Annotated in this window: 14 protein-coding genes and 1 pseudogene; 7 read left to right on the forward strand and 8 right to left on the reverse strand. The window is 69.3% G+C overall.

Annotation, left to right across the window (positions count from 1 at the left end):
* Positions 1–957, reverse strand: a complete 957-nt coding sequence (locus tag DKM19_RS29490) for an STM4015 family protein (protein ID WP_110706083.1) — start codon at positions 955–957, stop codon at positions 1–3.
* Between the two features lie 114 nt (positions 958–1,071).
* On the opposite strand from DKM19_RS29490, the gene DKM19_RS29495 reads away from it, so the two are divergent.
* The 3 genes from DKM19_RS29495 (at position 1,072) to DKM19_RS52055 (ending at position 6,128) form a co-directional block, all read left to right on the forward strand.
* Entirely contained in the window at positions 1,072–2,499 is a 1,428-nt protein-coding gene (locus DKM19_RS29495; RefSeq protein ID WP_239513650.1) for an MFS transporter, read from the forward strand.
* A 378-nt stretch (positions 2,500–2,877) separates the two neighbouring features.
* Positions 2,878–4,149, forward strand: a complete 1,272-nt coding sequence (locus DKM19_RS29500; RefSeq protein ID WP_110700044.1) for an ROK family transcriptional regulator — start codon at positions 2,878–2,880, stop codon at positions 4,147–4,149.
* A gap of 566 nt (positions 4,150–4,715) precedes the next feature.
* Positions 4,716–6,128, forward strand: a complete 1,413-nt coding sequence (locus DKM19_RS52055) for a chitinase (RefSeq protein WP_110700045.1) — start codon at positions 4,716–4,718, stop codon at positions 6,126–6,128.
* A 244-nt stretch (positions 6,129–6,372) separates the two neighbouring features.
* Here DKM19_RS52055 and DKM19_RS29510 read toward each other — a convergent pair whose 3' ends face one another.
* A complete protein-coding gene (locus tag DKM19_RS29510) occupies positions 6,373–8,727 on the reverse strand; it encodes a SpoIIE family protein phosphatase (RefSeq protein ID WP_110706084.1) in 2,355 nt (784 codons plus the stop codon).
* 56 nt (positions 8,728–8,783) lie between these two features.
* A complete protein-coding gene (locus DKM19_RS29515) occupies positions 8,784–13,076 on the reverse strand; it encodes a HAMP domain-containing protein (RefSeq protein WP_110706085.1) in 4,293 nt (1,430 codons plus the stop codon).
* 294 nt (positions 13,077–13,370) lie between these two features.
* Between DKM19_RS29515 and DKM19_RS29520 the strand changes: the two genes are divergently transcribed.
* On the forward strand, positions 13,371–13,994 hold the full coding sequence (locus tag DKM19_RS29520; protein WP_110700047.1) for a TMEM175 family protein: 624 nt from the start codon (positions 13,371–13,373) through the stop codon (positions 13,992–13,994).
* 238 nt (positions 13,995–14,232) lie between these two features.
* Here the strand turns inward: DKM19_RS29520 and DKM19_RS29530 are convergent.
* Positions 14,233–14,601, reverse strand: a pseudogene (locus DKM19_RS29530) (GNAT family N-acetyltransferase); the annotation flags it as partial.
* 212 nt (positions 14,602–14,813) lie between these two features.
* On the reverse strand, positions 14,814–16,043 hold the full coding sequence (locus tag DKM19_RS29535) for a cytochrome P450 (RefSeq protein WP_110700049.1): 1,230 nt from the start codon (positions 16,041–16,043) through the stop codon (positions 14,814–14,816).
* A 117-nt stretch (positions 16,044–16,160) separates the two neighbouring features.
* On the opposite strand from DKM19_RS29535, the gene DKM19_RS29540 reads away from it, so the two are divergent.
* Positions 16,161–17,573, forward strand: coding sequence for an FG-GAP repeat protein (locus tag DKM19_RS29540; protein WP_110700051.1), 1,413 nt, complete (start codon positions 16,161–16,163; stop codon positions 17,571–17,573).
* A gap of 194 nt (positions 17,574–17,767) precedes the next feature.
* On the opposite strand, the gene DKM19_RS29545 is transcribed toward DKM19_RS29540, so the two are convergent.
* From DKM19_RS29545 to DKM19_RS29555, 3 genes are all read right to left on the reverse strand, one after another.
* Positions 17,768–18,361, reverse strand: coding sequence for a hypothetical protein (locus DKM19_RS29545; RefSeq protein ID WP_162641869.1), 594 nt, complete (start codon positions 18,359–18,361; stop codon positions 17,768–17,770).
* 294 nt (positions 18,362–18,655) lie between these two features.
* Positions 18,656–20,188 carry an alkaline phosphatase gene (locus DKM19_RS29550; protein ID WP_239513651.1) on the reverse strand — a complete coding sequence of 511 codons (1,533 nt, stop codon included), beginning with the start codon at positions 20,186–20,188 and terminating at the stop codon, positions 18,656–18,658.
* Between the two features lie 344 nt (positions 20,189–20,532).
* Complete coding sequence (locus tag DKM19_RS29555; protein ID WP_110700057.1) at positions 20,533–21,363, reverse strand: hypothetical protein; 831 nt, start codon at positions 21,361–21,363, stop codon at positions 20,533–20,535.
* Between the two features lie 212 nt (positions 21,364–21,575).
* On the opposite strand from DKM19_RS29555, the gene arfB reads away from it, so the two are divergent.
* Positions 21,576–21,998, forward strand: coding sequence for an alternative ribosome rescue aminoacyl-tRNA hydrolase ArfB (gene arfB, locus DKM19_RS29560; RefSeq protein WP_089206816.1), 423 nt, complete (start codon positions 21,576–21,578; stop codon positions 21,996–21,998).
* 125 nt (positions 21,999–22,123) lie between these two features.
* A complete protein-coding gene (locus DKM19_RS29565) occupies positions 22,124–22,585 on the forward strand; it encodes an NUDIX domain-containing protein (protein WP_089206817.1) in 462 nt (153 codons plus the stop codon).
* The last annotated feature ends 12 nt before the right edge of the window (positions 22,586–22,597 follow it).

Here is a 22,597-nt window from a genome sequence, read left to right on the forward strand (position 1 = left end):
CTACTCCGCGACCGCGACGTAGCGCCGGTCTTCGTCTGGCTCTTCCTGTTCGGAGAGGTCCGGCTCGACGCCCGAGTCCGCGAAGGCGGCCCGGACCCGCTCGACCATGGCGTCGGTCAGGAAGTGATGGTGCAGGTCCAGGCGCTCCAGGTGGGTCAGCGACTGCCCCGACAGGAGTGCCTCGGCCCCCTCGTCGCCGAGCATGCCCATGGAGAGGGAGAGCGACTCCAGTCGCTCCACCACCGGCGCGGACGCCACCGCGGACGCGATCTCGTCCTGGATCTCGCTGTCCTGAAGACCCAGGTGCCTGAGCGCGGGCAGCCGCTCACCGGACAGGATGGGCTCCAGGGTTTCCACGGTGGTGTCGCCGCCGTAATCTTCCGTGCCGAGCCAGAGCTCCAGGTATTCGAGCGCGGGGAAATCGCTGTCGCCGACCCCCCGGGCCACCGCGGCGGGCAGCCCTCCCGTCTCGAACCGGAGGATTTTAAGGCTCTCGTGCCGGATCGGGAGGAACTCCAGCCCGGACCCGCCGCGGACCTCGAAACGCTCCAGCGAGGGAAAGGCCTCCAGCAGCGGCGTGACGTCGCTCTGCCGGATCCAGGAGATCTCGCACTCCTCCGACGGCATCGCGCCGAAGAAGAGCGAGCGCAGCGCGGGAAACCGCGCGGCGTTCTCCGCGAGCAGCCGGACGGGAACCGCGGAGTCCTCCTCGTATGCCTCACCCCATCCGCCGATGATGATCGCCTTGACCTCGCCGACGTCGACGGTGTCGAGGAAGCGGGCGAAGTGCTCCTCGAAGGTCTCGTTCGCGTTGTAGACCTTCACCGAGATCCGCCACGCCGCCTGGTCGGCGGCGGGCATCGGCGCGCCCGGCGGACGCAGGCGTACGATCGGCAGACCGGCGTAGTCGCCGCGGTAGAGACCGTCGACCTTGTCGTTGAACTCGGTGTAGTCCATCCGGGCTCCCCTCAGGCTGAACATGACGGGATACGTCCTACCAGAGATCTCCGACACTTCCAGGACCATGTGCCCGGGTTATGTTCCCACTGAGGGTCGGCGATGATGAAACCCATGGACAATGGTCACATAAGGTTTAATTCCGCAACGGGACGTTGGATTCTCCTCACCACCATCCTTGGTTCGGGAATCGCGCTGCTGGACGGCACGGTTGTCAATGTGGCCCTGCCCGCCCTCGGCGCCGACCTCGGTGCCGACATGGCGGGCCTGCAGTGGACGGTCAACGCGTACACCCTCACCCTGGCGGGCCTGATCCTGCTGGGCGGCTCGCTCGGCGACCGGTTCGGCAGGCGCAAGATCTTCCTGATCGGTGTGGCCTGGTTCGCGCTCGCGTCGGCCCTGTGCGGGCTGGCGCCCAACGTGGAGACGCTGATCGGGGCCCGCGCACTCCAGGGGGTCGGCGGAGCGCTGCTCACGCCCGGATCCTTGGCGATCATCCAGGCGTCCTTCGCCCGTGAGGACCGCCCGAAGGCGATCGGAGCCTGGTCGGGGTTCGGAGGGGTGGCGGCGGCCGTCGGCCCGCTGCTGGGCGGCTGGCTGGTCGAGGCGGCGGGCTGGCGGTGGGTGTTCCTGATCAACCTGCCGCTGGCCGCGCTCGTGCTGGCGATCGCCCTGCGGCACGTGCCCGAGAGCAGGGACGCGGAGGCCACCGGGCGGTTCGACGTGCTCGGCGCGGCGCTGGCCGCCCTGGCGCTGGCCGGAATCACCTACGGCCTGATCGGCCTGCAGCCCGTCCCCATCGTGGTGGGGGTCCTGCTGGGCGTGGCGTTCGTCTGGCTGGAGATCAGACGCTCGCCCCACGCGCTCGTGCCGGTCGGCATCTTCGCCTCGAAGGTCTTCACCGCGGTCAACGTCGTCACGTTCATCATGTACGCCGCGATGGGCGTGGTGTTCTTCCTGCTCGTCGTCCAACTCCAGGTCTCGGCGGGCTTCTCCCCGCTGCTCGCCGGGTCCGCCATGATCCCGGTGACGATCCTCATGCTGCTGCTGTCCGCCCGCTCGGGCGAGCTGGCCAAGCGGATCGGGCCCCGGCTCCCCATGACGGTCGGCATCCTGATCTGCGCCGGGGCCCTGCTGCTGATGTCCCGGATCGGTCCCGGCTCGTCCTATGTGATGGATGTGCTGATCCCGACGGCCCTGTTCGGCCTGGGGCTGTCGGCGACGGTCGCGCCGCTGACCGCGACCGTGCTGGCCACCGCCGACGAGCGTCACGCGGGCGTGGCCAGCGGCGTCAACAACGCCGTCGCCCGGACCGGCGGGCTGCTCGCGGTCGCCGCGATCCCACCGCTGGCCGGCCTGACCGGGGATGCCTTCGCCTCCCCCTCGATGTTCACCAGCGGGTTCCACATGACGATGCTGATCAGCGCGGCGATGCTGGCCCTCGCCGCGCTGATCACCTTCCTCACCATCCGTGTGAACGTCCTGCTCGACGTGGAGCCGAAGCTGACCTGCCCGGTGACGGCCCCGCAACCGGGGAAGTGACGGGGCTCCTCCCGCGGCCGCCGAGCCCTCGTGTCACCGGGTGGGGGCCGTCGTGGACGCGTTCCTATGGCGGCCAAAATGGAACGGTCTATTCCGTCATAATCAGATAGGGTTTCGCATCAAGACTTAGTTCATGCTCTGTCGATCCCGCCGGGGGGCGGGATCGGAGGTTCTGCCGGATCGGGCCCGAGTGCTTCATCGGGGTCCGCCGGAGGCGGGAGCGCATGCTCTGTCCGTCCTGCCGAAGGCGGGAGCACCTGCTCTGCCGGGTCCTGCCCGGTGCGGGAGCGCGTGCTCCGTCCGTCCCGCCGGGAGGCGGGAGCACGTGCTCCGCCGGTGCTGCCCGGTGCGGAGAACGAGCGATCGAGGAGCGGGCACATGGACGGCAAACGCACGACCGTACGGGACATGCGCCGCCGCAACCGCTCGGTCCTGCTCTCGAAGCTGTACTTCGACGGCCCGCTCAGCAGGTTCGAGCTCGGCCAGTCGACCGGCCTGAGCGCGGCGAGTGTGAGCAACCTGACCGGGGAGCTGGTCGAGGAGGGCCTGGTCGTCGAGGCGGGTTCGGTCGACTCCGACGGCGGGCGGCCCCGGATCCTGCTCCGGGTCTCCCCGGGATACGGGCACGTGGTGGGGGTCGACGTCGGCGAGACCCGCGTGCGGGTGGAGCTGTTCGACCTGTCCATGGCGGCCCTGCCGGCAAAGGCCGATCTGCCGTTCGACTCCCCCCTCCCGACCCCGGAACAGGTGGTGGAGCACATCCTGTCCGGGCTGGCGACGGTGACCGCCGGGGCCGGAGTGAATCCGGCCGCCCTGCTCGGCGTCGGCATCGGGGTGTCGGGGACCGTCGAGCAGGGTGCCCAGGTGCTGGTGCACGCCCAGACGCTGGGCTGGGACGCCGTGCCCCTGGAGGCGATGGTGCGCGCGGGGACCGACGCGGCGATCTACGTCGACAACGGGGCCACCGTACTCGGGCAGGCCGAGATGTGGTTCGGCGCGGGGCGGGGCGCCCGGCACGCCGTGATCGTGCTGGTGGGCTCCGGCGTGGGCGCCGCGGTGGTCACCCACGGCCAGAGCTATCGGGGCGCGACGAGCGGCGCCGGCGAGTGGGGCCACACCACGATCGTCCACGGAGGGCGGCAGTGCCGGTGCGGGGCGCAGGGGCATCTGGAGGCCTACGTGGGAGCCGGGGCCGTGCTCGACCGCTACCGGGCCGCGCGGGGCGGCCACCCGGTGCCCGGCCTCGACGAGGAGTCCGCGCTCGCGGCGCTGATCGCCGCGGCCGACCACTCGGCGCCCGCGGCGAAGGTCCTCGACGAGACGGCCGACTATCTCGGCACGGGCATCGCGGATCTCATCAACCTGTTCAACCCCGAGAAGATCGTGCTGGCCGGCTGGGCCGGCCTGGCCCTCGGCGCGCGCCTGCTTCCCCGGATCAGGCGGGCCGCCGCCGCGCAGGCGCTGCGCCGGCCGTACGCGCAGACGTCCATCGAGCTGTGCGAACTGGGATCCGACGCCGTCGCCTACGGCGCGGCCACGCTGCCCATCGCGAAGCTGCTGCGCGAGGGCGGCATGCGGGCGGCCGTGCCCCTCACCGCCCCGGTCACCCGGCGCGGGACCGTCCCACCGCTCGCCACCGAACCCGCCTGAGTCCGCAGCGCCCCGACCGAACACGGCCTTGAGCCCGGAGCACCGCGACCGGACCCGCCTCGGCCCGGTGACGGCCGTGTTCCGTATCGGCCGTACTCCGTGCCGGCCGTGCCCCGTGCCGTTGCCGAACCGTCTCGGCCGGGCTCCGTCAAGGGCCGCCCGGCCTGGGCTACGACGTCGTCCGCCCTCGTGACCCGCGAACCTCATCCTGCGAACCTCAGGTGAAGCGGCCCCTTAAATTACCCTTAAATCGAGGGGCCGCTCCCGAGGGCGCGTCTTCCACCGCAAGGATCCGGCTCGCGCTCGCCACTCTTGTGAGCTGCCAAGCCCGGGATCGCTCCCCCGCCGGCGCACCTTATGGGGAGCTCATGTGGCCTGACAGCGCGCCTTCACTTTTTTTACTTCTTGTATTGACCGAAGAATCAAGTCTGATCTAGTGTCCCGGCAGGACGGGGCCTCGGCAGGCCGGCGCCACATGGCCGCCGATGGCAGAACCCTGCGAACAGCGTCCTCATCTCGTTGGCTGGATCACCTTCAGCCGCACCCCTCACCAGAAGGAGACGCCTATGGACACGACACAGTTGCGCCCATCCAGTCCTCGCATCCCGCTGCTGGCAGCCCTCGGCTGCCTGCTCGTCGCCGTGCCCGCCCTGATCGGCGTGACGAGCACATCGGCCTCCGCCGCCACCGGGCAGATCACCGGTCTCGACGGCAAGTGCGTGGACGTGGCCGCGGCCAGCAGCGCCAACGGCGCCGCCGTGCAGCTCTACGACTGCAACGGCTCCGCGGCCCAGCAGTGGACCGTCGGCACCGACGGCACCATTCGTGCCCTCGGCAAGTGCATGGACGTGACCGCCGCCTCGACCGCCAACGGAGCGAAGATCCAGCTCTACGACTGCAACGGCTCCGCGGCCCAGCAGTGGCAGTACAGCGCGGCCCACGACCTCGTGAACCCCGCCGCCAACAAATGCCTCGACGCCACCGGCCCGTCAAGCGCCAACGGCACCCGGCTCCAGATCTGGACCTGCGGCGGCGGCAGCAACCAGAAGTGGACCGTCTCCGGTGACGGTCCCACGACGCCTCCGGTCACGCCTCCGCCCAGCGGAAGCAAGATGGCCGGCGCGCCGTACCTCTACATGGGCTGGGGCAACCCGCCCAGCCCGGTCACGGTCATGAACGCCACCGGTGTGAAGTCCTTCACCATGGCGTTCATCCTGTCCGGCGGTGGCTGCGTTCCCCGCTGGGACGGTTCCAGGCCGCTGACCGGCGGCGTCGACGCTCAGGCGATCTCGCAGATCAAGGCCGCGGGCGGCAGCGTCCAGGTCTCCTTCGGCGGCTGGTCGGGCAACAAGCTCGGCCCGAACTGCGCCACCCCGGCGGCCTTCGCCGGTGCGGTGCAGCAGGTCATCAACGCCGTCGGTCCCGCGGTGGTCGACTTCGACATCGAGAACAGCGACGAGTTCGAGAACAACACCGTTCAGGACCGGATCCTCAACGGCCTGAAGATCGTCAAGCAGAGCAACCCCAACGTCAAGATCGCCGTTACCTTCGGTACCGGGATCAACGGCCCGAGCGGCGCCGGCATTCGCCTGATCAACCAGGCCAAGGCGCTGTCCGTGCCGATCGACAACTACACGATCATGCCGTTCAACTTCGACGGTACGAACATCTACAACAACACCGTCAGTGCCTCCGAGGGCCTGAAGAACGCGCTGAAGTCCGCCAACGGCTGGACCGACGCCCAGGCCTACTCCCGGATGGGCATCTCCGGCATGAACGGCCTGTCCGACCAGGGCGAGCTGACCAGCCCGGCGACCTGGACCCAGATCACCAACTGGGCCAAGTCGAAGGGCCTCACCCGCCTGGCCTACTGGGCGGTCAACCGCGACCGTTCCTGCCCCGGTGGCGACGCGTCCTCCGAGTGCAGCGGCATCTCCCAGGGCACCTGGGAGTTCACCAAGATCACCGCGGGCTTCTAGGGGCCCGTCACCGATCTCCCGGCCAGGCGCTACCCCCTGATCATGGCGCCTGACCGTCCGGCCACCCTCAGACCGGAGCTCCGGCGGTTCCCTTGAGAACGGGAACCACCGGAGCGGGAGGAACCGGAAGCCGCTCGGGGCACCGCCCCGAGCGGCTTCTGTCCGTCAGGCGGCGCGGCCGACGCGGGACGACCTCGATCAGGAAGATCGCGAAGTGTCATCGGGGTGTGAGCCAAGGGATCGGTCAATGGAGCTGCACGCCGATGAGGCAGGTGTCGTCGTCGGTGTCGGAGTTGCAGTGGGTCAGCAGATGATCGAGCCGGTGATCGAGGGTGGCGGTGGGGTGTTCGGCGATGACCAGAAGCTCGGCCTGTGAATGCTGCAGCGCGTGGTCTCTGCGCTCGATCAGGCCATCGGTGTACATGAGCAGGGTGTCGCCCTGTTCGAGCTGGATCTGCTCTTCGGCGTAGTCGGCCTCGGAGAACGCGCCGAGCATGATGCCGTCGATCGTGGGGAGTTCGGCCGCGCGGTTCTGCCGGATGAGGACGGGCGGCAGGTGACCGGCTCGTGCCCAGCGCAGGATTCGGGTGGCGGGGTCGTAGAGGCCGCAGACCGCGGTGGCGGTGACGCTCTCCGTCAGGTGGTGGGCGACCAGGTTGAGCCAGGTGAGCAGCTGGGCCGGTCCCGCGCCGGTGGCCGCCAGGCCGCGCAGGGCGTTGCGCAGGATGACCATGCCGGTGGCGGCTTGGATGCCGTGCCCGGCGATGTCGCCGACCGACAGCAGGATCTGCTTGGAGGGCAGGATGAAGGTGTCGTACCAGTCGCCGCCGACCAGGTGGCCCTTTTCCGCCGGCCGGTAGCGTACGGCGATGTGCAGGCCGAACGCCTCGAGGGGGCCTCGGGTCGGCGGCATGATGGCGTGCTGGAGTTGCAGGGTCAGGCGGTTGCGCTCGTTGACCTGTTGTTCGGACAGGGCCAGCTGGTCGCGGGTGGCGGCCAGGGCGACCTCCGTCCAGTGCTGGGCGGAGATGTCCTGGTAGGCCCCGCGGATGGCCGCCATGCGCCCGTCGGCGTCGAAGACGGGTTCGGCCACGACGCGGATGTGCCGGATGATGCCGTCGTCGCGCTGCAGGCGGAAGGCGGTGGCGCCGGGGTGCCGGTGGTGCAGCACCGTGCGCAGGAAGCGGCCGATGGTGGTGGCGTCGTCGGGATGCGCCCGCTCGCGCAGGTGCTCCAGCGGGATCGGCCGGTCGGCGGGGGTCAGGCCGTACAGCTCGTAGAGCTGGCTGTTCCAGGTGATCTCACCGGTCTGGGTGTTCTCCTCGAACCCGCCGATCCGGCCCAGCCGCTGGGCGTGCTGCAGCAGGCTCGCCAGGCGCACCACCTCGTCCTGCAGCCGCCAGATCAGCAGGATGCAGTCGCCGTGCCGGGTGAGGCTGATATCCGCGAGGGTGGTCAGCGGCACCTGGTCGGCCAGGGCGGTCAGCGTCATGCCTTCGGCGCGGAAGGGCTCGCCGGTCGCGTGGACGTGCTCGATCTTCTCCAGCAGACCGCTGTCGCCGGCCGCCAGGGGGTAGGCCTCCAGCAGCAGCGCGCCGGTGACGCTGCCGCGCGGGCGGCCGGCGGGGTCGGCGAAGCGGCTGTTGGAATGGTGGATGCGGAAGTCGATGAGCCGGCCTCCGTCATCGAGCTGGGGGCTCAGCACCAGCGCCGGGTCGGGCAGCGCGTCGACGAGGTCGATGAGCTCGGCCATGTCCGACGCCGCGGTGCGCCGGTCGGCCGGCGCCTCCAGCGTGTGCGCGCACAGCTCGGCCAGCGCGTCGACCTGCTTGTGGATCTGGGGCGGTTGCGGTTGCAGCGGGTGCGGCCAGCCGATTTCCAGTACGCCCAGAATGCGGCCCCCCGTGCCCGCCGGGACCGTCACGCGGCCTCCGCCGGACAGCTGCCGCTGCCCGATGGAGGGCAGGCCCTGTTCGGACAGGGAGGCGAACCAGACGGTGCGCCGCTCGACCAGGGCGCGGCGGGCCGGGGTGGCCACGCCCGGCGGCACGTAGCGCCACCGCCTGGCCTCCTCGGCGCTGAACCCCGCGTATCCGGCCAGCGTCAGGGAGGCGTCAGGGCCCGCCGCCCACACCGCGACCGCCGTCGCACCGAGAGGTGCCAGCGCGTGCTCCAGGAGTGACTCGGCGACCATCTGGCTGTCGGCGGCGAACAGCACGCCGCTTTCTGCGATGCGCAGCCGTACCGCCACCGATGGAGCATCGGCGTCGCGGGTGCCCGCGCCGGCCTGCGCCAGGAAGTCGCGGGCGGCGTCGCTGAGGCGGTCCTGGGCCGTCTGGTTGATGATGTCGGCGGCCAGCTCCAGCTGCGAGAGCCCCGCCTGCTCGGCGAGAGCCGTCAGCTGCCGGGCGGCGTGGGTCGGGCCGCAGTGCAGTCGTTCGACCAGGATTCCCCTCGCCAGCTCGATCAGCGCCCGGCCCTCGGCCGCGAGCTGGGCGTCCTGGATCTCCTTGCGCAACCGGTCGATCGTGGCGGCCAGCCTGCCCACGTTGCTGGACGCCTCCACCTGCCCGATGAGGTCTTCGGGGCGCTGGGACATCTGCACGGTGCTGCTCCTTGCGAGGCGGAAAGGGATGCCATGGGCGCCGTGCTGGGTTAAAGGGCCAGCCAGTGCTGGATGAGCCCCATCAGGTGGTTGGCGTCGACCGGCTTGGTCACGTAGTCGCTCGCACCGGAGGCCAGGCTTTTCTCCTGGTCGCCGGGCATCGCCTTGGCCGTGACGGTGATGATGGGCAGGTCGGCGTAGGCGGGCATCGCGCGGATCGCCGCAGTGGCCGCGTAGCCGTCCATCTCCGGCATCATCACGTCCATCAGGACGATGTCGATCTCCGGGTGGACGACCAGGGTGTCGATGCCCTTGCGGCCGTTCTCGGCGTGCAGCACATGCATGCCGTAGATCTCCAGGATGCTGGTCAGCGCGAACAGGTTGCGCGTGTCGTCGTCGACGACCAGCACGGTGCGCCCGGCCAGCGTGACGTCGGCCTGCTGGGCCATCGCCTCGCCCACCTTCTCCGGCCGCACCAGCGGCAGGACGTCGCCCGGCTGGTCGGCGGTCAGGTGAAGCGCGATGCGCTCGCGCAGCTCGTCCAGGCTGGACAGCAGCTCCAGCGGCTGGGAGCCGGCGCGCGACTGCAGGATGCTCTCCTCCTGCGAGCCGATGCGCCAGTTGTTGTAGGCCAGGACCGGCACGCCGTTCAGGGCGGTGTCGCCGTTCATCGCGTCCAGCAGGCCGAAGGACGCCCTGTCGGCCATGTCGAGGTCCAGCACGATGCAGTGGCAGGGCTGCGAGGCCAGCGAGGTGGCCGCCTCCTGCGCGCCGGCCGCGGTGACGATCTCCACCGATCGCCCGATACCGCTCACGTCGCGGTTGGCCAGATCGGTCACGACGCTCTCGGCGACCAGCGACAGCAGCCCGTGGGCGCGTTCTTCGATCACCAGCAGCCGTCGCCGCTGCGGCGCCGGCGCCGTGACGGCGGCCGGCCGGTCGCTGTCACGGCCGACGGAGTCCTCGTTCCGTACGTCGGAGGGCACCGCCTCGGCCGGCTGCTCGGCGAAGTCGGGCCGGGCCACCGGCAGGTACAACGTGAACGTGCTGCCCTGGCCCAGCGCGCTCTCCGCGGTGATGGCGCCGCCGAGCAGATAGGCGATCTCGCGGCTGATGGACAGACCCAGTCCGGTGCCGCCGTACTTCCGGCTGGTGGTGCCGTCGGCCTGCTGGAAGGCGCCGAAGATCGCCTCCAGGTGCTGCTCGGCGATGCCGATGCCGGTGTCGACGACCCGCAGGGCGATGGCCGGGCCGTACGGGCGCACCGACGAGGGGAGCTCCGCCGGTGAGGTCGGCTCGATCCGCAGCTCGACGCTGCCGGTCTCGGTGAACTTCACGGCGTTGGACAGCAGGTTGCGCAGCACCTGGCGCAGCCGGGAGTCGTCGGTGAGCAGGTCGGACGGCACCCCCGGCGCGCTCGTGATGCGGAACTCCAGGCTTTTCTGCGTGGTCATCGGCTGGAAGGTGGCCTCGACGTAGTCCAGGAGGTGGCGCAGCGAGACCAGCTCGGGGTTGAGGTCCATCTTTCCGGCCTCCACCTTGGACAGGTCGAGGATGTCGTTGATGAGCTGCAGCAGGTCGGAGCCGGCCGAGTGGATGATGCTGGCGTACTCGACCTGCTTGGCGGTCAGGTTGCGGGTGTGGTTCTGGGCCAGCAGCTGGGCGAGGATGAGCAGCGAGTTGAGCGGGGTGCGCAGCTCGTGACTCATGTTGGCCAGGAACTCGCTCTTGTACTTGGACGCCAGCGAGAGCTGCTGGGCCCGGTCCTCCAGCTCCTGACGCGCCTGCTCGATCTCCAGGTTCTTCGTCTCGATGTCGCGGTTCTGCGAGGCGAGCAGGGCCGCCTTCTCCTCCAGCTCGGCGTTGGAGTGCTGGAGCTCCTCCTGCTGGTTCTGCAGCTCTTCCGAGCGCGCCTGCAGCTCGGCGGTCAGCCGCTGCGACTCCACCAGCAGCTCGTCGGTACGGGCGTTGGCGACGATGGTGTTGACGTTGACGCCGATGGTCTCCATCAGCTGGTCGAGAAAAGCGCGATGAACCGGCGTGAAGGCGTACAGGGAGGCCAGCTCGATGACGCCCAGCACCTGGTCCTCGACCACGATGGGCAGCACGATCAGCGACGAGGGCGCGGTGTGGCCGAGCCCGGAGGAGATCGTGACGTAGTTCGCGGGCACCTCGTCCATGGCGATCGTCCGGCGGGTCCGGGCGGCCTGCCCGACCAGGGACTCACCCATCCGGAACCGGGTGGAGCCGTCACCGGCGGGATAGCCGTAGGCGCTGATGAGCTTCAGCTCGGCGCCCCCCGGCGACTCCTCGGCCAGGAAGAACGCGCCGAACTGAGCCGACACCAGCGGGGCGAGCTCGTTCATGACCAGCTCGGCGACCACGTCGAGGTCGCGGTGGCCCTGCATGAGACCGGAGATGCGTGCCAGGTTGGTCTTGAGCCAGTCCTGCTCCTGGTTGGCGCTGGTGGTCTCGCGCAGCGACTTCACCATCGAGTTGATGTTGTCCTTCAGCTCGGCCACCTCGCCGGAGGCGTCCACGGTGATGGAGCGGGTCAGGTCACCGGAGGTGACCGCGCTGGTCACCTCGGCGATGGCACGCACCTGCCGGGTCAGGTTCCCGGCCAGCTCGTTGACGTTCTCCGTCAGGCGCTTCCAGGTGCCCGAGACGCCTTCCACCTCGGCCTGACCGCCCAGGCGACCCTCCGAGCCCACCTCCCGGGCCACGCGGGTGACCTCGGCGGCGAAGCTGGACAGCTGGTCGACCATCGTGTTGATCGTCGTCTTCAGCTCCAGGATCTCCCCCCGCGCGTCCACGTCGATCTTCCTGGTCAGATCGCCCCTCGCCACGGCGGTCGTGACCTGGGCGATGCTGCGCACCTGGTTGGTCAGGTTGTTCGCCATCGAGTTGACGTTGTCGGTGAGGTCCTTCCAGGTGCCGGCGACGTTCGGCACGCGGGCCTGCCCGCCCAGCTCGCCCTCGGTGCCCACCTCGCGGGCCACCCGGGTCACCTCGTCGGCGAAGGCGCTCAGGGTGTCGACCATCGTGTTGATGGTCTGCGCGAGCGCGGCGACCTCGCCCTTCGCCTCCACATTGATCTTCTGCGACAGGTCGCCCTTCGCCACCGCGGTGGCCACCTGGGCGATGGAGCGCACCTGCCCGGTCAGGTTGGAGGCCATGACGTTGACGTTGTCGGTCAGGTCCTTCCACGTGCCGGAGACGCCCCGCACCGTCGCCTGCCCGCCGAGCTGGCCCTCGGTGCCGACCTCTCGGGCCACGCGGGTGACCTCGTCGGCGAAGGCCGACAGCTGGTCGACCATCGTGTTGATGGTCTCCTTCAGCTCCAGGATCTCCCCCCGCGCGTCCACGCGGATCTTCTGCGACAGGTCGCCCTTGGCCACCGCGGTGGTGACCTCGGCGATGGACCGCACCTGGGCGGTGAGGTTGTCGGCCATGACGTTCACCGACTCCGTCAGCGCCTTCCAGGTGCCGGAGACGCCCTTCACATCGGCCTGCCCGCCCAGGCGGCCGTCGGTGCCGACCTCGCGGGCCACGCGGGTGACCTCGTCGGCGAAGCTGGAGAGCTGGTCGACCATCGTGTTGAGGGTGTTCTTCAGCTCCAGGATCTCACCCCGCGCCGAGACGGTGATCTTCTGCGACAGGTCGCCCTTGGCCACCGCGGTGGCCACCTGCGAGATGTTGCGCACCTGGTCGGTCAGGTTGCCGGCCATGTAGTTCACCGAGTCGGTGAGGTCGCGCCAGGTGCCCGCCACGCCCTTCACATCGGCCTGCCCGCCGAGCTGGCCCTCGGTGCCGACCTCGCGGGCCACGCGGGTGACCTCGGCGGCGAAGCTGGAGAGCTGGTCGACCATCGTGTTGACGGTGTTCTTCAGCTCCAGGATCTCGCCCCGAGCGTCCACGGTGATCTTCTGCGACAGGTCGCCCTTGGCGACCGCGGTGGTGACCTCGGCGATGGAGCGGACCTGGCCCGTCAGGTTTCCGGCCATGGCGTTGACGGATTCGGTGAGGTCCTTCCACGTGCCCGAGACGCCCGGCACCTCGGCCTGCCCGCCCAGGCGGCCCTCGGTGCCCACCTCGCGGGCCACCCGGGTCACCTCGGAGGTGAACAGCGACAGCTGGTCCACCATGCCGTTGAAGACCGAGGCGATCTCCCCGAGCAGCCCGTCGGTGTCGCCGGGCAGCTGAGTGCCGAAATCGCCGTCCCGGACCGCCGTCAGCCCGGCCAGCAGCTGACGCAGCTCCAGTTCCCCGCTCTCACCGGCACCGAGCACGGCCCTGCCGCGCCCCGCCGAGGGTGAAGCGCTGACCGTCGTGTCACTCATGTCCACCCTCGCTCCGCTTCGATGCCCTCGCGCTCAAACAGCCACCGCCTGCTGTTCGCGCGCCGCCCATATTTGGCCTATGGCAAATATAGTGTCGGTTCGTGAGGCCGCTTCAGGGCTGTCGCGCGCCTCCCCCGTTCTCGCTTGAACGCCTCCTGCCGGTCGACGCCGAGGTGGTTCGAGGCTCACCGCATCCGATCTTCACGTGACCCGTCGAGCCGCGGAGACGTTGGCGACGCCGTCGGGCATCGGAAGGTCGGCAAACCGACAACCGTCACCAATTACCCTCTTACGGTGAGCGCAAGCAAATCCCCCGAGCGGCTCGTGTTCTTCAGCGATGCCGTCGTCGCGATCGCCCTGACCCTGCTTGTGCTGCCGCTGGCCGAGACGGTCCCGGAAGCGGTGGGCCGGCACATGACCTCGCTGGAGGTCATCACTGAAAATCAGTGGCAGATCTACAGCTTTCTGCTCAGTTTTGTCGTCATCGCGCGACTGTGGATATCTCACCACCGCGTTTTCGCACAGGTCACGTCCTACAGCACTCCCCTGGTGGTGGCGAATCTGTGCTGGCTGCTGACCATCGTGGTGCTGCCGTTCCCCACCGAGATGATCGGCGCATTCCGCGATGACAGGTTCACCACCCTGTTCTACATCGGCACGATGCTGGCCAGCAGCATCTGCCAGCTGGCGATCATCCTGATCATCCGTGGCAATCCCGAGCTCGGAGGGGGTCCGGGCGAGCCGTCCGATCGGCAACGCTTCGGAATCGTGGTCAACACGGTGATCATGATGCTGGCCCTGACGTTGACGGCGCTGGTGCCCGGAGTCGGCTACTTCTCGATCCTTCTCCTCGCTCTGACTCCCCTGGTCTTCCGGCTGGGCTACCGGCGACCGGCCACGGGCGGCCCGCGGATCTGACCCAGTGCCGTAGCAGGCAATGCCTGCCCTGTTGGCGTACGGGTTCGACTCGCTGTATCCGTAGTACGCAGGCGGTCGTCCGCGCACGTTCAACCGGCCGGAACGCCGGGAGATCACGAAGATCGCGAAGTCCAAGCCGGTCGAGCACGGTCTGCCGTCCTCGACTTGGCGTCTGCTGAAACCACCACGCCGACGACACCCGCCTACGTCAGGTCATCGCCCAAGCCAACCGGGCCCGAATCACCGTACGCTCGAGGTCCGCCGCCGTACCGTCGTACCAGTCGATCACCTCGTCAACCAGCCCGGCGTGGTCGGGATGGACCTGATACGCCAGATAGGCGCCGGTGACGTCCTTCACCGACCCGTCGCTCCGCCTCACCCGGTGCGGAAGATGGGCCCAGCCCCACACCACCAGATCCCCAGCAGAGAACCACAGCCGACGCGGCCGGCTTGCGCCGTCGCCGGCATGCCCCCTGCCCCAGTTCCAGGCCAGCTCGCCGAACGACGCGTCGCTGTTCACCAGGTCCGGGCGGGTGGCGGTGACACGCTGCGCCAGACCCTGTATGAGCTGCACGTCCGCGGCGGTCACCAGCTCGAAGTTCGTCATGGTGCGCCACTGTGTCAGGGCTCCACAGAGCCGTCGAACCGTTTTCCGGGGCCGCCGATCGCGGCGGTCAACAGCACAACGCGTGAAGCGCATCGTCGTGGCGGCGGATCCGATGGCGGGCCGGGCAGCCTGTCCCTCGATCACGCCGGCCGACCACGGATATCGACCGACGCGCGTCACGCCCTACATGGCGAATGTTGCCTGCTAGGGCGCTAGAAGGTGTACGGCTGGCTGCGCACGCTGTTGTCGAAGTTGGACACCAGCAACTCCGGCTCGCCGACCGAACGGACCTCGGGCAGCCGGGTGAACAGCTCGCGGAACATCGCCCTGATCTCCTGGCGGGCGAGGTTGGCCCCCAGGCAGAAGTGCGGCCCCGGGCCGCCGAAGCCCACGTGCGACTTGGCGTCGCGGGTGATGTCGAACCGGTCTGCGCCCGGGAAGACCGACTCGTCCCGGTTGGCGGAACCGTAGAAGAGCACGACCTTGTCACCGGCCTTCAGATGCAGGCCGCGCAGGTCGTAGTCCTCGGTGACGGTACGGCGAAACTGCATGATGGGCGAGACGTAGCGGACCATCTCCTCGATCGCCCCGCCGATGTGCGCGTCGAAGTCCTCGGTCAGCAGTCGCCGCTGCTCGGGGTTGTCGGTGAGCAGCTTGAGGCCGTGCGCCATGGTGTTGCGGGCCGTCTCGTTGCCCGCCACGAGCAGGAGCGTGAAGAACGAGCCCAGCTCGCGGTCGGTCAGTCTCTCCCCGTCGACGTTGGCGGTGACCAGCGCCGAGACGAGGTCGCCCCGCGGCGTCGCCGCCCGCTCCCTGCCCAGCTTGATCACCAGGCGCTGGAGGGCGAGCAGGGCGAGCGTGTTCTGGACGGCCATGCCGACCGAGTGCAGCAGGCTGGGCCGTACGCCGGAGTAGGCGGTGGAGACGTCGACCCGCGCGTGGACCTTGACCCGCGTCTCGTCGGGGACGCCCATCATGTCGCAGATGACGTGGATGGGCAGGCGGGAGGCCACCTGGCCGACGAAGTCGCCCGGCCCGGCGGCCACCGCGTCGTCGACGATCCGCGCGCACGCGGCGTCGATGTCGCCCTGCAGGTTGCCCAGCATCTTCGGGCTGAACGCGCGGGAGACGATGCGACGCAGCCGGGCGTGCCGGGGGTCGTCCATGTTGACCATGGACTCACCGAACACGTGCCTCACCCAGCCGGGCGGCTCGGGGCTGGTCACACCGGGCTCGCTGGAGAACACCCTGGCGTTGCGGCCGGCCTCCACCACGTCGGCGTGCCGGACCAGGGCGTAGAACCCCCCGCCCGAGCGGAGCAGCGGCACCCGCTTCTCCTCGAAGAACACCGGCAGGTCCAGATCCCGGAGACGCGCGAACGCCTCATACCGCTCCTTGAGCGGACGCCGCCAGAATGTCAGGTCGGCCAGGTCGATTTCCATGTCCCCGATCCTGGCATGTTCCCTTCCTCATTCCTGGCACATTCTTTACTGCGCTGGTCATGTGGATTTCATGTCCCTGTGGGCAGGGTGTCCGAATCTACGTAAACCATTGCAAGTATGAGAGCCGCGCTCCTCGCCTCCGCCGTCCTCGCCTGTCTCCTCGTCCCCGTCTCTCCCGCCGCCGCGAACGCCTGCTCCGGCCTCCCCTCCGACTTCGACGGTGACGGGCGGGCCGATCTCGCCGTCGCCGCCCCGTACACCGAGGTCGGCGGGCACGCCCGCGCCGGATCCGTCACCGTCCTGTACGGCATGCGGACCGAAAAGCAGCTCACCCAGGACAGTCCCGACGTGCCCGGTGAGGCCGCGACCGGGGACTCGTTCGGTTCGGCGCTGGCGACCGGGGACTTCGACGGCGACCACTGTGCCGACCTGGCCGTGGGCGTCTCCGAGAAGGACCGCTCCCGGACGGGCGACGACGGTGACGGCGTCGTGCAGCTGTTCCACGGCTCGCCGGACGGCCTGCGCCCCGGCAAGGTGATCGACGCCGGGGACCTGGGCCGCGAGCGCGGCGCCGGACGGTTCGGGGCCGCGCTCGCCGCCGGGGACCTGGACGGCGACGGGGAGGACGAGCTCGTGATCGGTGCTCCCGGGCTGGACGGAGGCGCGGTCGGCGTCTACGGCTTCAAGGGACGCAAGCCGTACATGATCACGCAGAGAACCGGCTGGGTCCGGCAGCCCGAGCTGGAGACCGACCAGTTCGGCGGGGTGCTCGCCACCGGTGACTTCAACGGGGACGGCCGGGCCGAGGTCGCGGTGGGCGCGCCCGCCGACACGATCCTGAAGAACGGCGGCCAGGGCTCGGTCACCGTGCTCGACGTCCGGGGCAAGAAGGCGAGCCTGCTCACCCAGGACAGCCCCTCGATCGCCGGCCTCGGCGAGGCCTGGGACTCCTTCGGCGCCGCGCTGGCCACCGGTGACTTCAACGCCGACGGCCGCGACGACCTGGCGATCGGGGTGCCGGGCGAGGGACTGACCGACAACCAGCGGGCGATGGACTACGGCGACGGCACCGTGGACGTCGTCTACGGCTCCTTGAGCGGACTGCGGACGGCGAGCACAGAGGCCTGGTCGCAGCGCTCGCTCAAGGGCGAGCCGCGCTACTACGACCGGTTCGGCGCGTCCCTGGCCGCGGGAGACCTCAACGGCGACGGGGACGACGAGCTGACGATCGGCGTGCCGGGCGAGAACGCCGTCCAGGTGCTCGCCGGTGGCCGCTCCGGTGGCCTGACCAAGGACAACAACCTGCTGATCACCGGTAAGGGCGGCGACTTCGGGGCGGCTCTGGCCACGACCCCGGACCGCGGGCTGGTCGTCGCCGCTCCGGGCGACGGCAAGCTCACCCTGCTCCGCGGATCCGCGAAGGAGGGCGCGTACCCGGGCGTGCGCCCGGGTACGGCGAAGACCTTGGCCACCGGCGCCGGGCACACGCTCTTCGGCTACGCGCTCACGGGATCCTCCGCCTCACGCTGACCAGGGGCGAGACCGTACGGAAGTCCTCGGTCTCACCGCTGACGCCCTTGCGAGACCTCCGTGCGGAAGCCGTCCTGGGGCTGACCGACCTCGCGAGAACGCCGCACCTGGCCGGCGCCAGGGCGGCTCCGCGCGTCGGCCCGTCGCCGGGCACCCGCAACGGGGAGGCCCCGTCCTTCAGATCGGGGAGGAGATCAGAGGATTCTTGTCGTCGCCTTGATGTTGAGGCGGACCTTCTTCGCAAGCTTGCCGAGGCTCGCGCCGGGATCCTTGGTGGCCAGCACGCCGAACCTGACCGTGGCGGTGCTGCGGCGTGAGCCTGCCCAGGCGCGAATACGGACGGTGGTCGAGTCGCCCTTGTCGAGGGAGGTGATCCAGCAGGACAGGTCCCGCTGCTTGACGGAGCATTTGACGCTGCGCGGCTTGGAGATCACCTTGATCGTGCGGAACCCGCTGGGGAAGTCACCGAGGAGTGCCACGTAGTGCTGGCCGCTGGCCTTCCTGTTACGGATCTTGACGGTGAAGACGATGGACCCGCCCCGGCGGACGTGCTTGGGGAAGGAGATCTCGTAGCCGAAGTTGGCGACGGCCGCGGCGGACGACACCGTCCCGCTGGATGCCGACGAGAGCGACACTGCGGCGGTTGGGACGGTCACGGTGGCGGCGGATCCCGCGGTCCCGGTGGGGATCGCGGCTCCCGCGGCCATGGCTGGGCTCTGAACGAGGAGGGGGCTGCCCAACGCGACGGCGAGAGCCGCAGCGGTGAGCCTCGTGGGGAGACGACTCATATGCCGCATCATGCAACAAATATCCGAGAAATCCCCCTGCAGTTTTTAGACCGGTGAAAATTGTCCCCTTTAGGCCACTGATGACTGGCCCACTTTTAGGTCGTTGACGGTCGCCCCGTCTATGGATGACGACCATCCCGCCTTTGGGTGACGACCGTTCGGTCTATAGGTGACGACCGTTTCGTCTTTGGATGACGCCCGTTTTAGATGACGACCGTTCCGCTTTCAGGCCGGTGACGGCCGCCTCGCCTTACGACGGCCGCCTCGCCCTCGTCGGTGACAATCGTCCCGTTTTCAGAGCAGTGCCGACTGTCCCGACGGGATGGTGAACCGGGCACCGGTCTTCGCGGGGGCGCCACGGCGGCTGATGTAGTCCAGCGTGCGGAAGTCGGCCTGCAGTTCCTCGGAGTCGATCCGGCAGATGATGTAACCGCGCCGCTGGTCGATGTAGGAGATGTGCGGGTTCTCCTCGATCGTCTCGGCCATCCGGCCCTTGTCCCGGTAGCCGTCACCGTCGCTGGAGATCGAGGAGGTGACGAGCTCCACCGCCACCTGGGGCGAGTCGGGATCGTTGAAGTCGAGCCTGAGGTCGGCCGCGTGGTGCATGTGCGCGTCACCGGTCAGCACGACCGGGTTGGTCGCCCCGGAGTCCCGGAAGCCGGTCAGCAGGCGGGTGCGCTCGGCGGCGTAGCCGTCCCAGGAGTCCATGTTGACCTCGATGCCCGGGCCGACCTTGGAGTCTCGCTGGGCCATCAGGACCTGCTGGCCGACCAGGTTCCAGTGAGCGTCCGAGGAGGCCAGCCCGTCGAGCAGCCAGTGCCGCTGGTCCTCTCCCAGCAGGGTGCGCTCGGTCGCGAGCCGGTCGTCGCAGCCCGACCTGAGCCCGTCCTCGCACGCCTGGTCGTCGCGGAACTGCCGGGTGTCGAGCAGGTGGAACCGGGCCAGAGGGCCCCAGTCCACCCGCCGGTGGATCCGCATCGACGCCCCGCCGGGCAGGCTCGCGCGGCGCAGCGGCATGTTCTCGTAGTAGGCCTGGAAGCCGTGGGCCTTGCGCTGGTCGAACCCCGGGAGGTCATAGTTGGAGTCGTCACCGGCCCAGTTGTTCTCGATCTCGTGGTCGTCGAAGGCGACCAGCCAGGGCGCGACCAGGTGCGCCGTCTGCAGGTCGGCGTCACTCTTGTACTGCGCGTGCCGCAGCCGGTAGTCGGCCAGCGTGTCGCACTTACCGGGGGTGTGGCGGCGGACGTTCCCGCCGGGAGCGGTGTATCCCTTGGGCGCGTACTCGTACATGTAATCGCCCAGGTGCACGACCAGGTCCGGGTCCTGCTCGGCCAGCCTCTTGTACGCCGTGTAGTAACCGTGTTCGTACTGGGCGCAGGCGGCGATGGCCAGGGTCATCGAGGACATCACGGCCGGGGCGGTACGGGTGCGGCCGACCCGGGACAGGTGGCCGCCGGCGCGGAAGCGATAGAAGTACTCGGTGCCGGGTTCCAGCCCTTCCGGCTCCGCGTGGACGCTGTGTGCCTGCTTCCAGCGCGCGGTCTCCGTGCCCTTGCGAACCACCTTCGAGAACCGCTCGTCGAGGGCCAGCTCCCACTCGACGTCCACGTCCCGGGTCGGCATCCCGCCCTGGCCGTCCGGTCCGAGCGGGTCGACGGCGAGCCTGGTCCACAGCACGACCCCGTCCCTTGACGGATCGCCGGAGGCGATGCCGAGGGTGAACGGATCGCGTGCGAGCTTTCTGGCCGGACTGACGCCGGCCCCGGTGAGCAACAGGCCGCCCGCACTCGCGGCGGCGATGGACATGAACACTCTGCGCGACGGCATCTGCTCCACGTCATCAGTGCAACGGTTCCAGCTGTCCCCACCGTGGCCTGCGAATCAAGGCAGGATGAACAACCGTTGCACAGGCAAGCGCATTACCCACCGTCATGAACACCGCCCGACCGGCAGGCGACATTCCGGCGAAGGCCTGCCCCCTCTCCGGGAGGCGCCCCGGCACCAACGGTGACGCCCACGCCGGCACCGGCATTGACACCGGCCCTGACTTCCGGGCCCCGAGGACTCCCCCGGGACACGCTCCGATGTGCCCTCACGGAAGCGGCGCTCCACCACGGGTGCGGATGGCGACCTCGCGGGAGGGTGATCCCACGGAGCTCAGGGGCGCGGGTTCACAGGTAGGGCTTCAGGTGGCTGTTGAGCGCGCCGCAGCCCAGATATTTCTCCACGGTGTGGAAGTCGAGCCAGTCCAGGTTGACCAGCGCCTCCTGGTCGACCCCGGTGAAGCAGCCCCGCAGGCCCGGCGGGATCGCCACGATGTCGTCCTTGTCGGCGATGTTGACCCAGCGCTTCACCTTCCGCGGACGTTCGCCCCAGCCGTTGACCGGTGCGGGCATCAGATGCTCGAAGATCACGTTGCGCATGCCGAGCGGGCTGCCGAGAGTGATCAGCAGGTCCACCTCCAGATCGGGATTGGCCCACAACGTCTCGTAGGTCACCACGCTGCCCAGCGAGTGCGCGATCACGACCTTCGGCCGGTTGCGCCTGATCACCTCGGCCACCGCCGCGCGCGACTTCGCCCGCGCCTCGCCGCCGGCGGCCATGTAGGCGGCGACCTCCGGGCAGAAGAGCTTGGCGAAGTCGGCGGCGTTGGCCTGCATGTGGTCCAGCAGCCAGCCCGTCATCCGGTGCAGGGCTCCGGTCAGCCCCTCCGCCATCGAGTCGACCTGCTTGGCCCAGGCGACGAAGACCTTCTGGGCGCCGACGTCCATGGTCTGCACGGCGAGGAGGGCTTCGTCCTTGCTCTCGCCCAGCAGGTGGGCGTAGTAGGCGACCTCGGTGACGTAGCGCTCCTTGGCGTACGGCTTGCCGCCGGTCAGGCCCTGGTGCAGGTAGCGGTCCCACTTGTCGCGCATCGCGGCGGCCGCGCCGGCGACCGAGTTACCGCTGTCGCGGTAGTAGTGGTATTTCCCGATCCCGTGCACACCAACGATCTTGTCCATGCACCCCCGCCTCCCGTTCATGGATGTGTACGACAACCGGAGTCACTGTGGCGGAAGGAATCGGGCACCACAAGACCGCGGCGCGTCCGGCGGGAACAGCGGCGACCCGAAACTCGTCAGGGCGGATCAAACGGGGCATAAATCATTTGATCGATGGGTGTGTCCCCTCGCTATTCTGAATGCACATCCCCTGCGAAAAGGAAGTCATCGCCATGCCCGGTCCGCTCCAGATCAGCGGTTCGGTCTCCGTCCCCGAGGCCGAGCTCAACTGGCGGTTCTCCCGCTCCTCGGGTCCCGGAGGGCAGGGGGTCAACACCACCGACAGCCGGGTCGAGCTCAGCTTCGACGTGGCGGCCACCGAGGCACTCGGCCCGCTCTTCAAGACCCGCGCCCTCGAACGCCTCGGTTCCCGCCTGGTGAACGGCGTGATCACCATCGCCGCCTCGGAGTTCCGCTCCCAGCTGCGCAACCGTGAGGCCGCCGAGATGCGTCTGGCCCAGATCCTGCGCGAGGCGATCGCCCCGCCCCCCAAGAAGCGCCGCCCGACCAAGCCCAGCAAGGGCGCCATCCAGCGGCGCATCACCGCCAAGAAGCAACGCTCCGACCTCAAGCGCCTGCGCAGGGACGACCACTGACCCCGTTTCCCGCACGGGCCGCCGTGGGAAGTCACCGCGTCCCGGCCGGGGGCGCGTGCGGACTACGGGACCGGCGATCGACCCGGATTCTCGGCGCGACCGGAACGGAGTGCCACAATGGGAAGATGTCCTCTGTCTCCACCGTCCGTGCCGTTCCCAGTGTTCGTGCCGTACTCCTCGACGACGACAAACTCGTGCTGTTCCGGCGCACGGTCCCCGGCAAGGAGCTCTACTGGTCGATCCCGGGCGGCCACGTCGAGCCCGAGGACGCCTCCCTGGAGGACACCCTTCACCGGGAGGTCCTGGAGGAACTCGGCGCCATCGTCTCCGACGTCACCCCGTTGACCACCCTGGAGTGCGCCCGCGACGAGGGGGTCAAGACCCAGCACGTCTACGGCTGCCGCCTGGTCTCCATGGATCTCGCCCTGCGCTGCGGCCCCGAGTTCGTCGACCCCGCGCGCGGTCTCTACGAGGTGGTACGGCTCCCCCTCGACCCCGCCGAGATCATCGCCATCAACCTGGTCCCCCTGGAGCTCGGCGACTACCTCGCCGACCACATCACCCGCCTGCCCGACCTGATCTCCTAGGGCGTGTATCGG

Origin of the sequence: Streptosporangium sp. 'caverna', assembly GCF_003203775.1 — a bacterium.
GTDB classification, from domain to species: Bacteria; Actinomycetota; Actinomycetes; order Streptosporangiales; family Streptosporangiaceae; genus Streptosporangium; species Streptosporangium subroseum.

Excerpts from the sequence above, each read along its gene's own strand:
- DKM19_RS29555 (WP_110700057.1), bottom strand. The coding sequence starts at position 21,363 with ATGGACAAGATCGTTGGTGTGCACGGGATCGGGAAATACCACTACTAC.
- DKM19_RS29540 (WP_110700051.1), top strand. The coding sequence starts at position 16,161 with ATGAGAGCCGCGCTCCTCGCCTCCGCCGTCCTCGCCTGTCTCCTCGTC.
- DKM19_RS29550 (WP_239513651.1), bottom strand. The coding sequence starts at position 20,188 with ATGCCGTCGCGCAGAGTGTTCATGTCCATCGCCGCCGCGAGTGCGGGC.
- DKM19_RS29515 (WP_110706085.1), bottom strand. The coding sequence starts at position 13,076 with ATGAGTGACACGACGGTCAGCGCTTCACCCTCGGCGGGGCGCGGCAGG.
- DKM19_RS29510 (WP_110706084.1), bottom strand. The coding sequence starts at position 8,727 with ATGTCCCAGCGCCCCGAAGACCTCATCGGGCAGGTGGAGGCGTCCAGC.
- DKM19_RS29490 (WP_110706083.1), bottom strand. The coding sequence starts at position 957 with ATGGACTACACCGAGTTCAACGACAAGGTCGACGGTCTCTACCGCGGC.
- DKM19_RS29565 (WP_089206817.1), top strand. The coding sequence starts at position 22,124 with ATGTCCTCTGTCTCCACCGTCCGTGCCGTTCCCAGTGTTCGTGCCGTA.
- DKM19_RS29495 (WP_239513650.1), top strand. The coding sequence starts at position 1,072 with ATGGACAATGGTCACATAAGGTTTAATTCCGCAACGGGACGTTGGATT.
- arfB (WP_089206816.1), top strand. The coding sequence starts at position 21,576 with ATGCCCGGTCCGCTCCAGATCAGCGGTTCGGTCTCCGTCCCCGAGGCC.
- DKM19_RS29500 (WP_110700044.1), top strand. The coding sequence starts at position 2,878 with ATGGACGGCAAACGCACGACCGTACGGGACATGCGCCGCCGCAACCGC.
- DKM19_RS29535 (WP_110700049.1), bottom strand. The coding sequence starts at position 16,043 with ATGGAAATCGACCTGGCCGACCTGACATTCTGGCGGCGTCCGCTCAAG.
- DKM19_RS52055 (WP_110700045.1), top strand. The coding sequence starts at position 4,716 with ATGGACACGACACAGTTGCGCCCATCCAGTCCTCGCATCCCGCTGCTG.
- DKM19_RS29545 (WP_162641869.1), bottom strand. The coding sequence starts at position 18,361 with ATGAGTCGTCTCCCCACGAGGCTCACCGCTGCGGCTCTCGCCGTCGCG.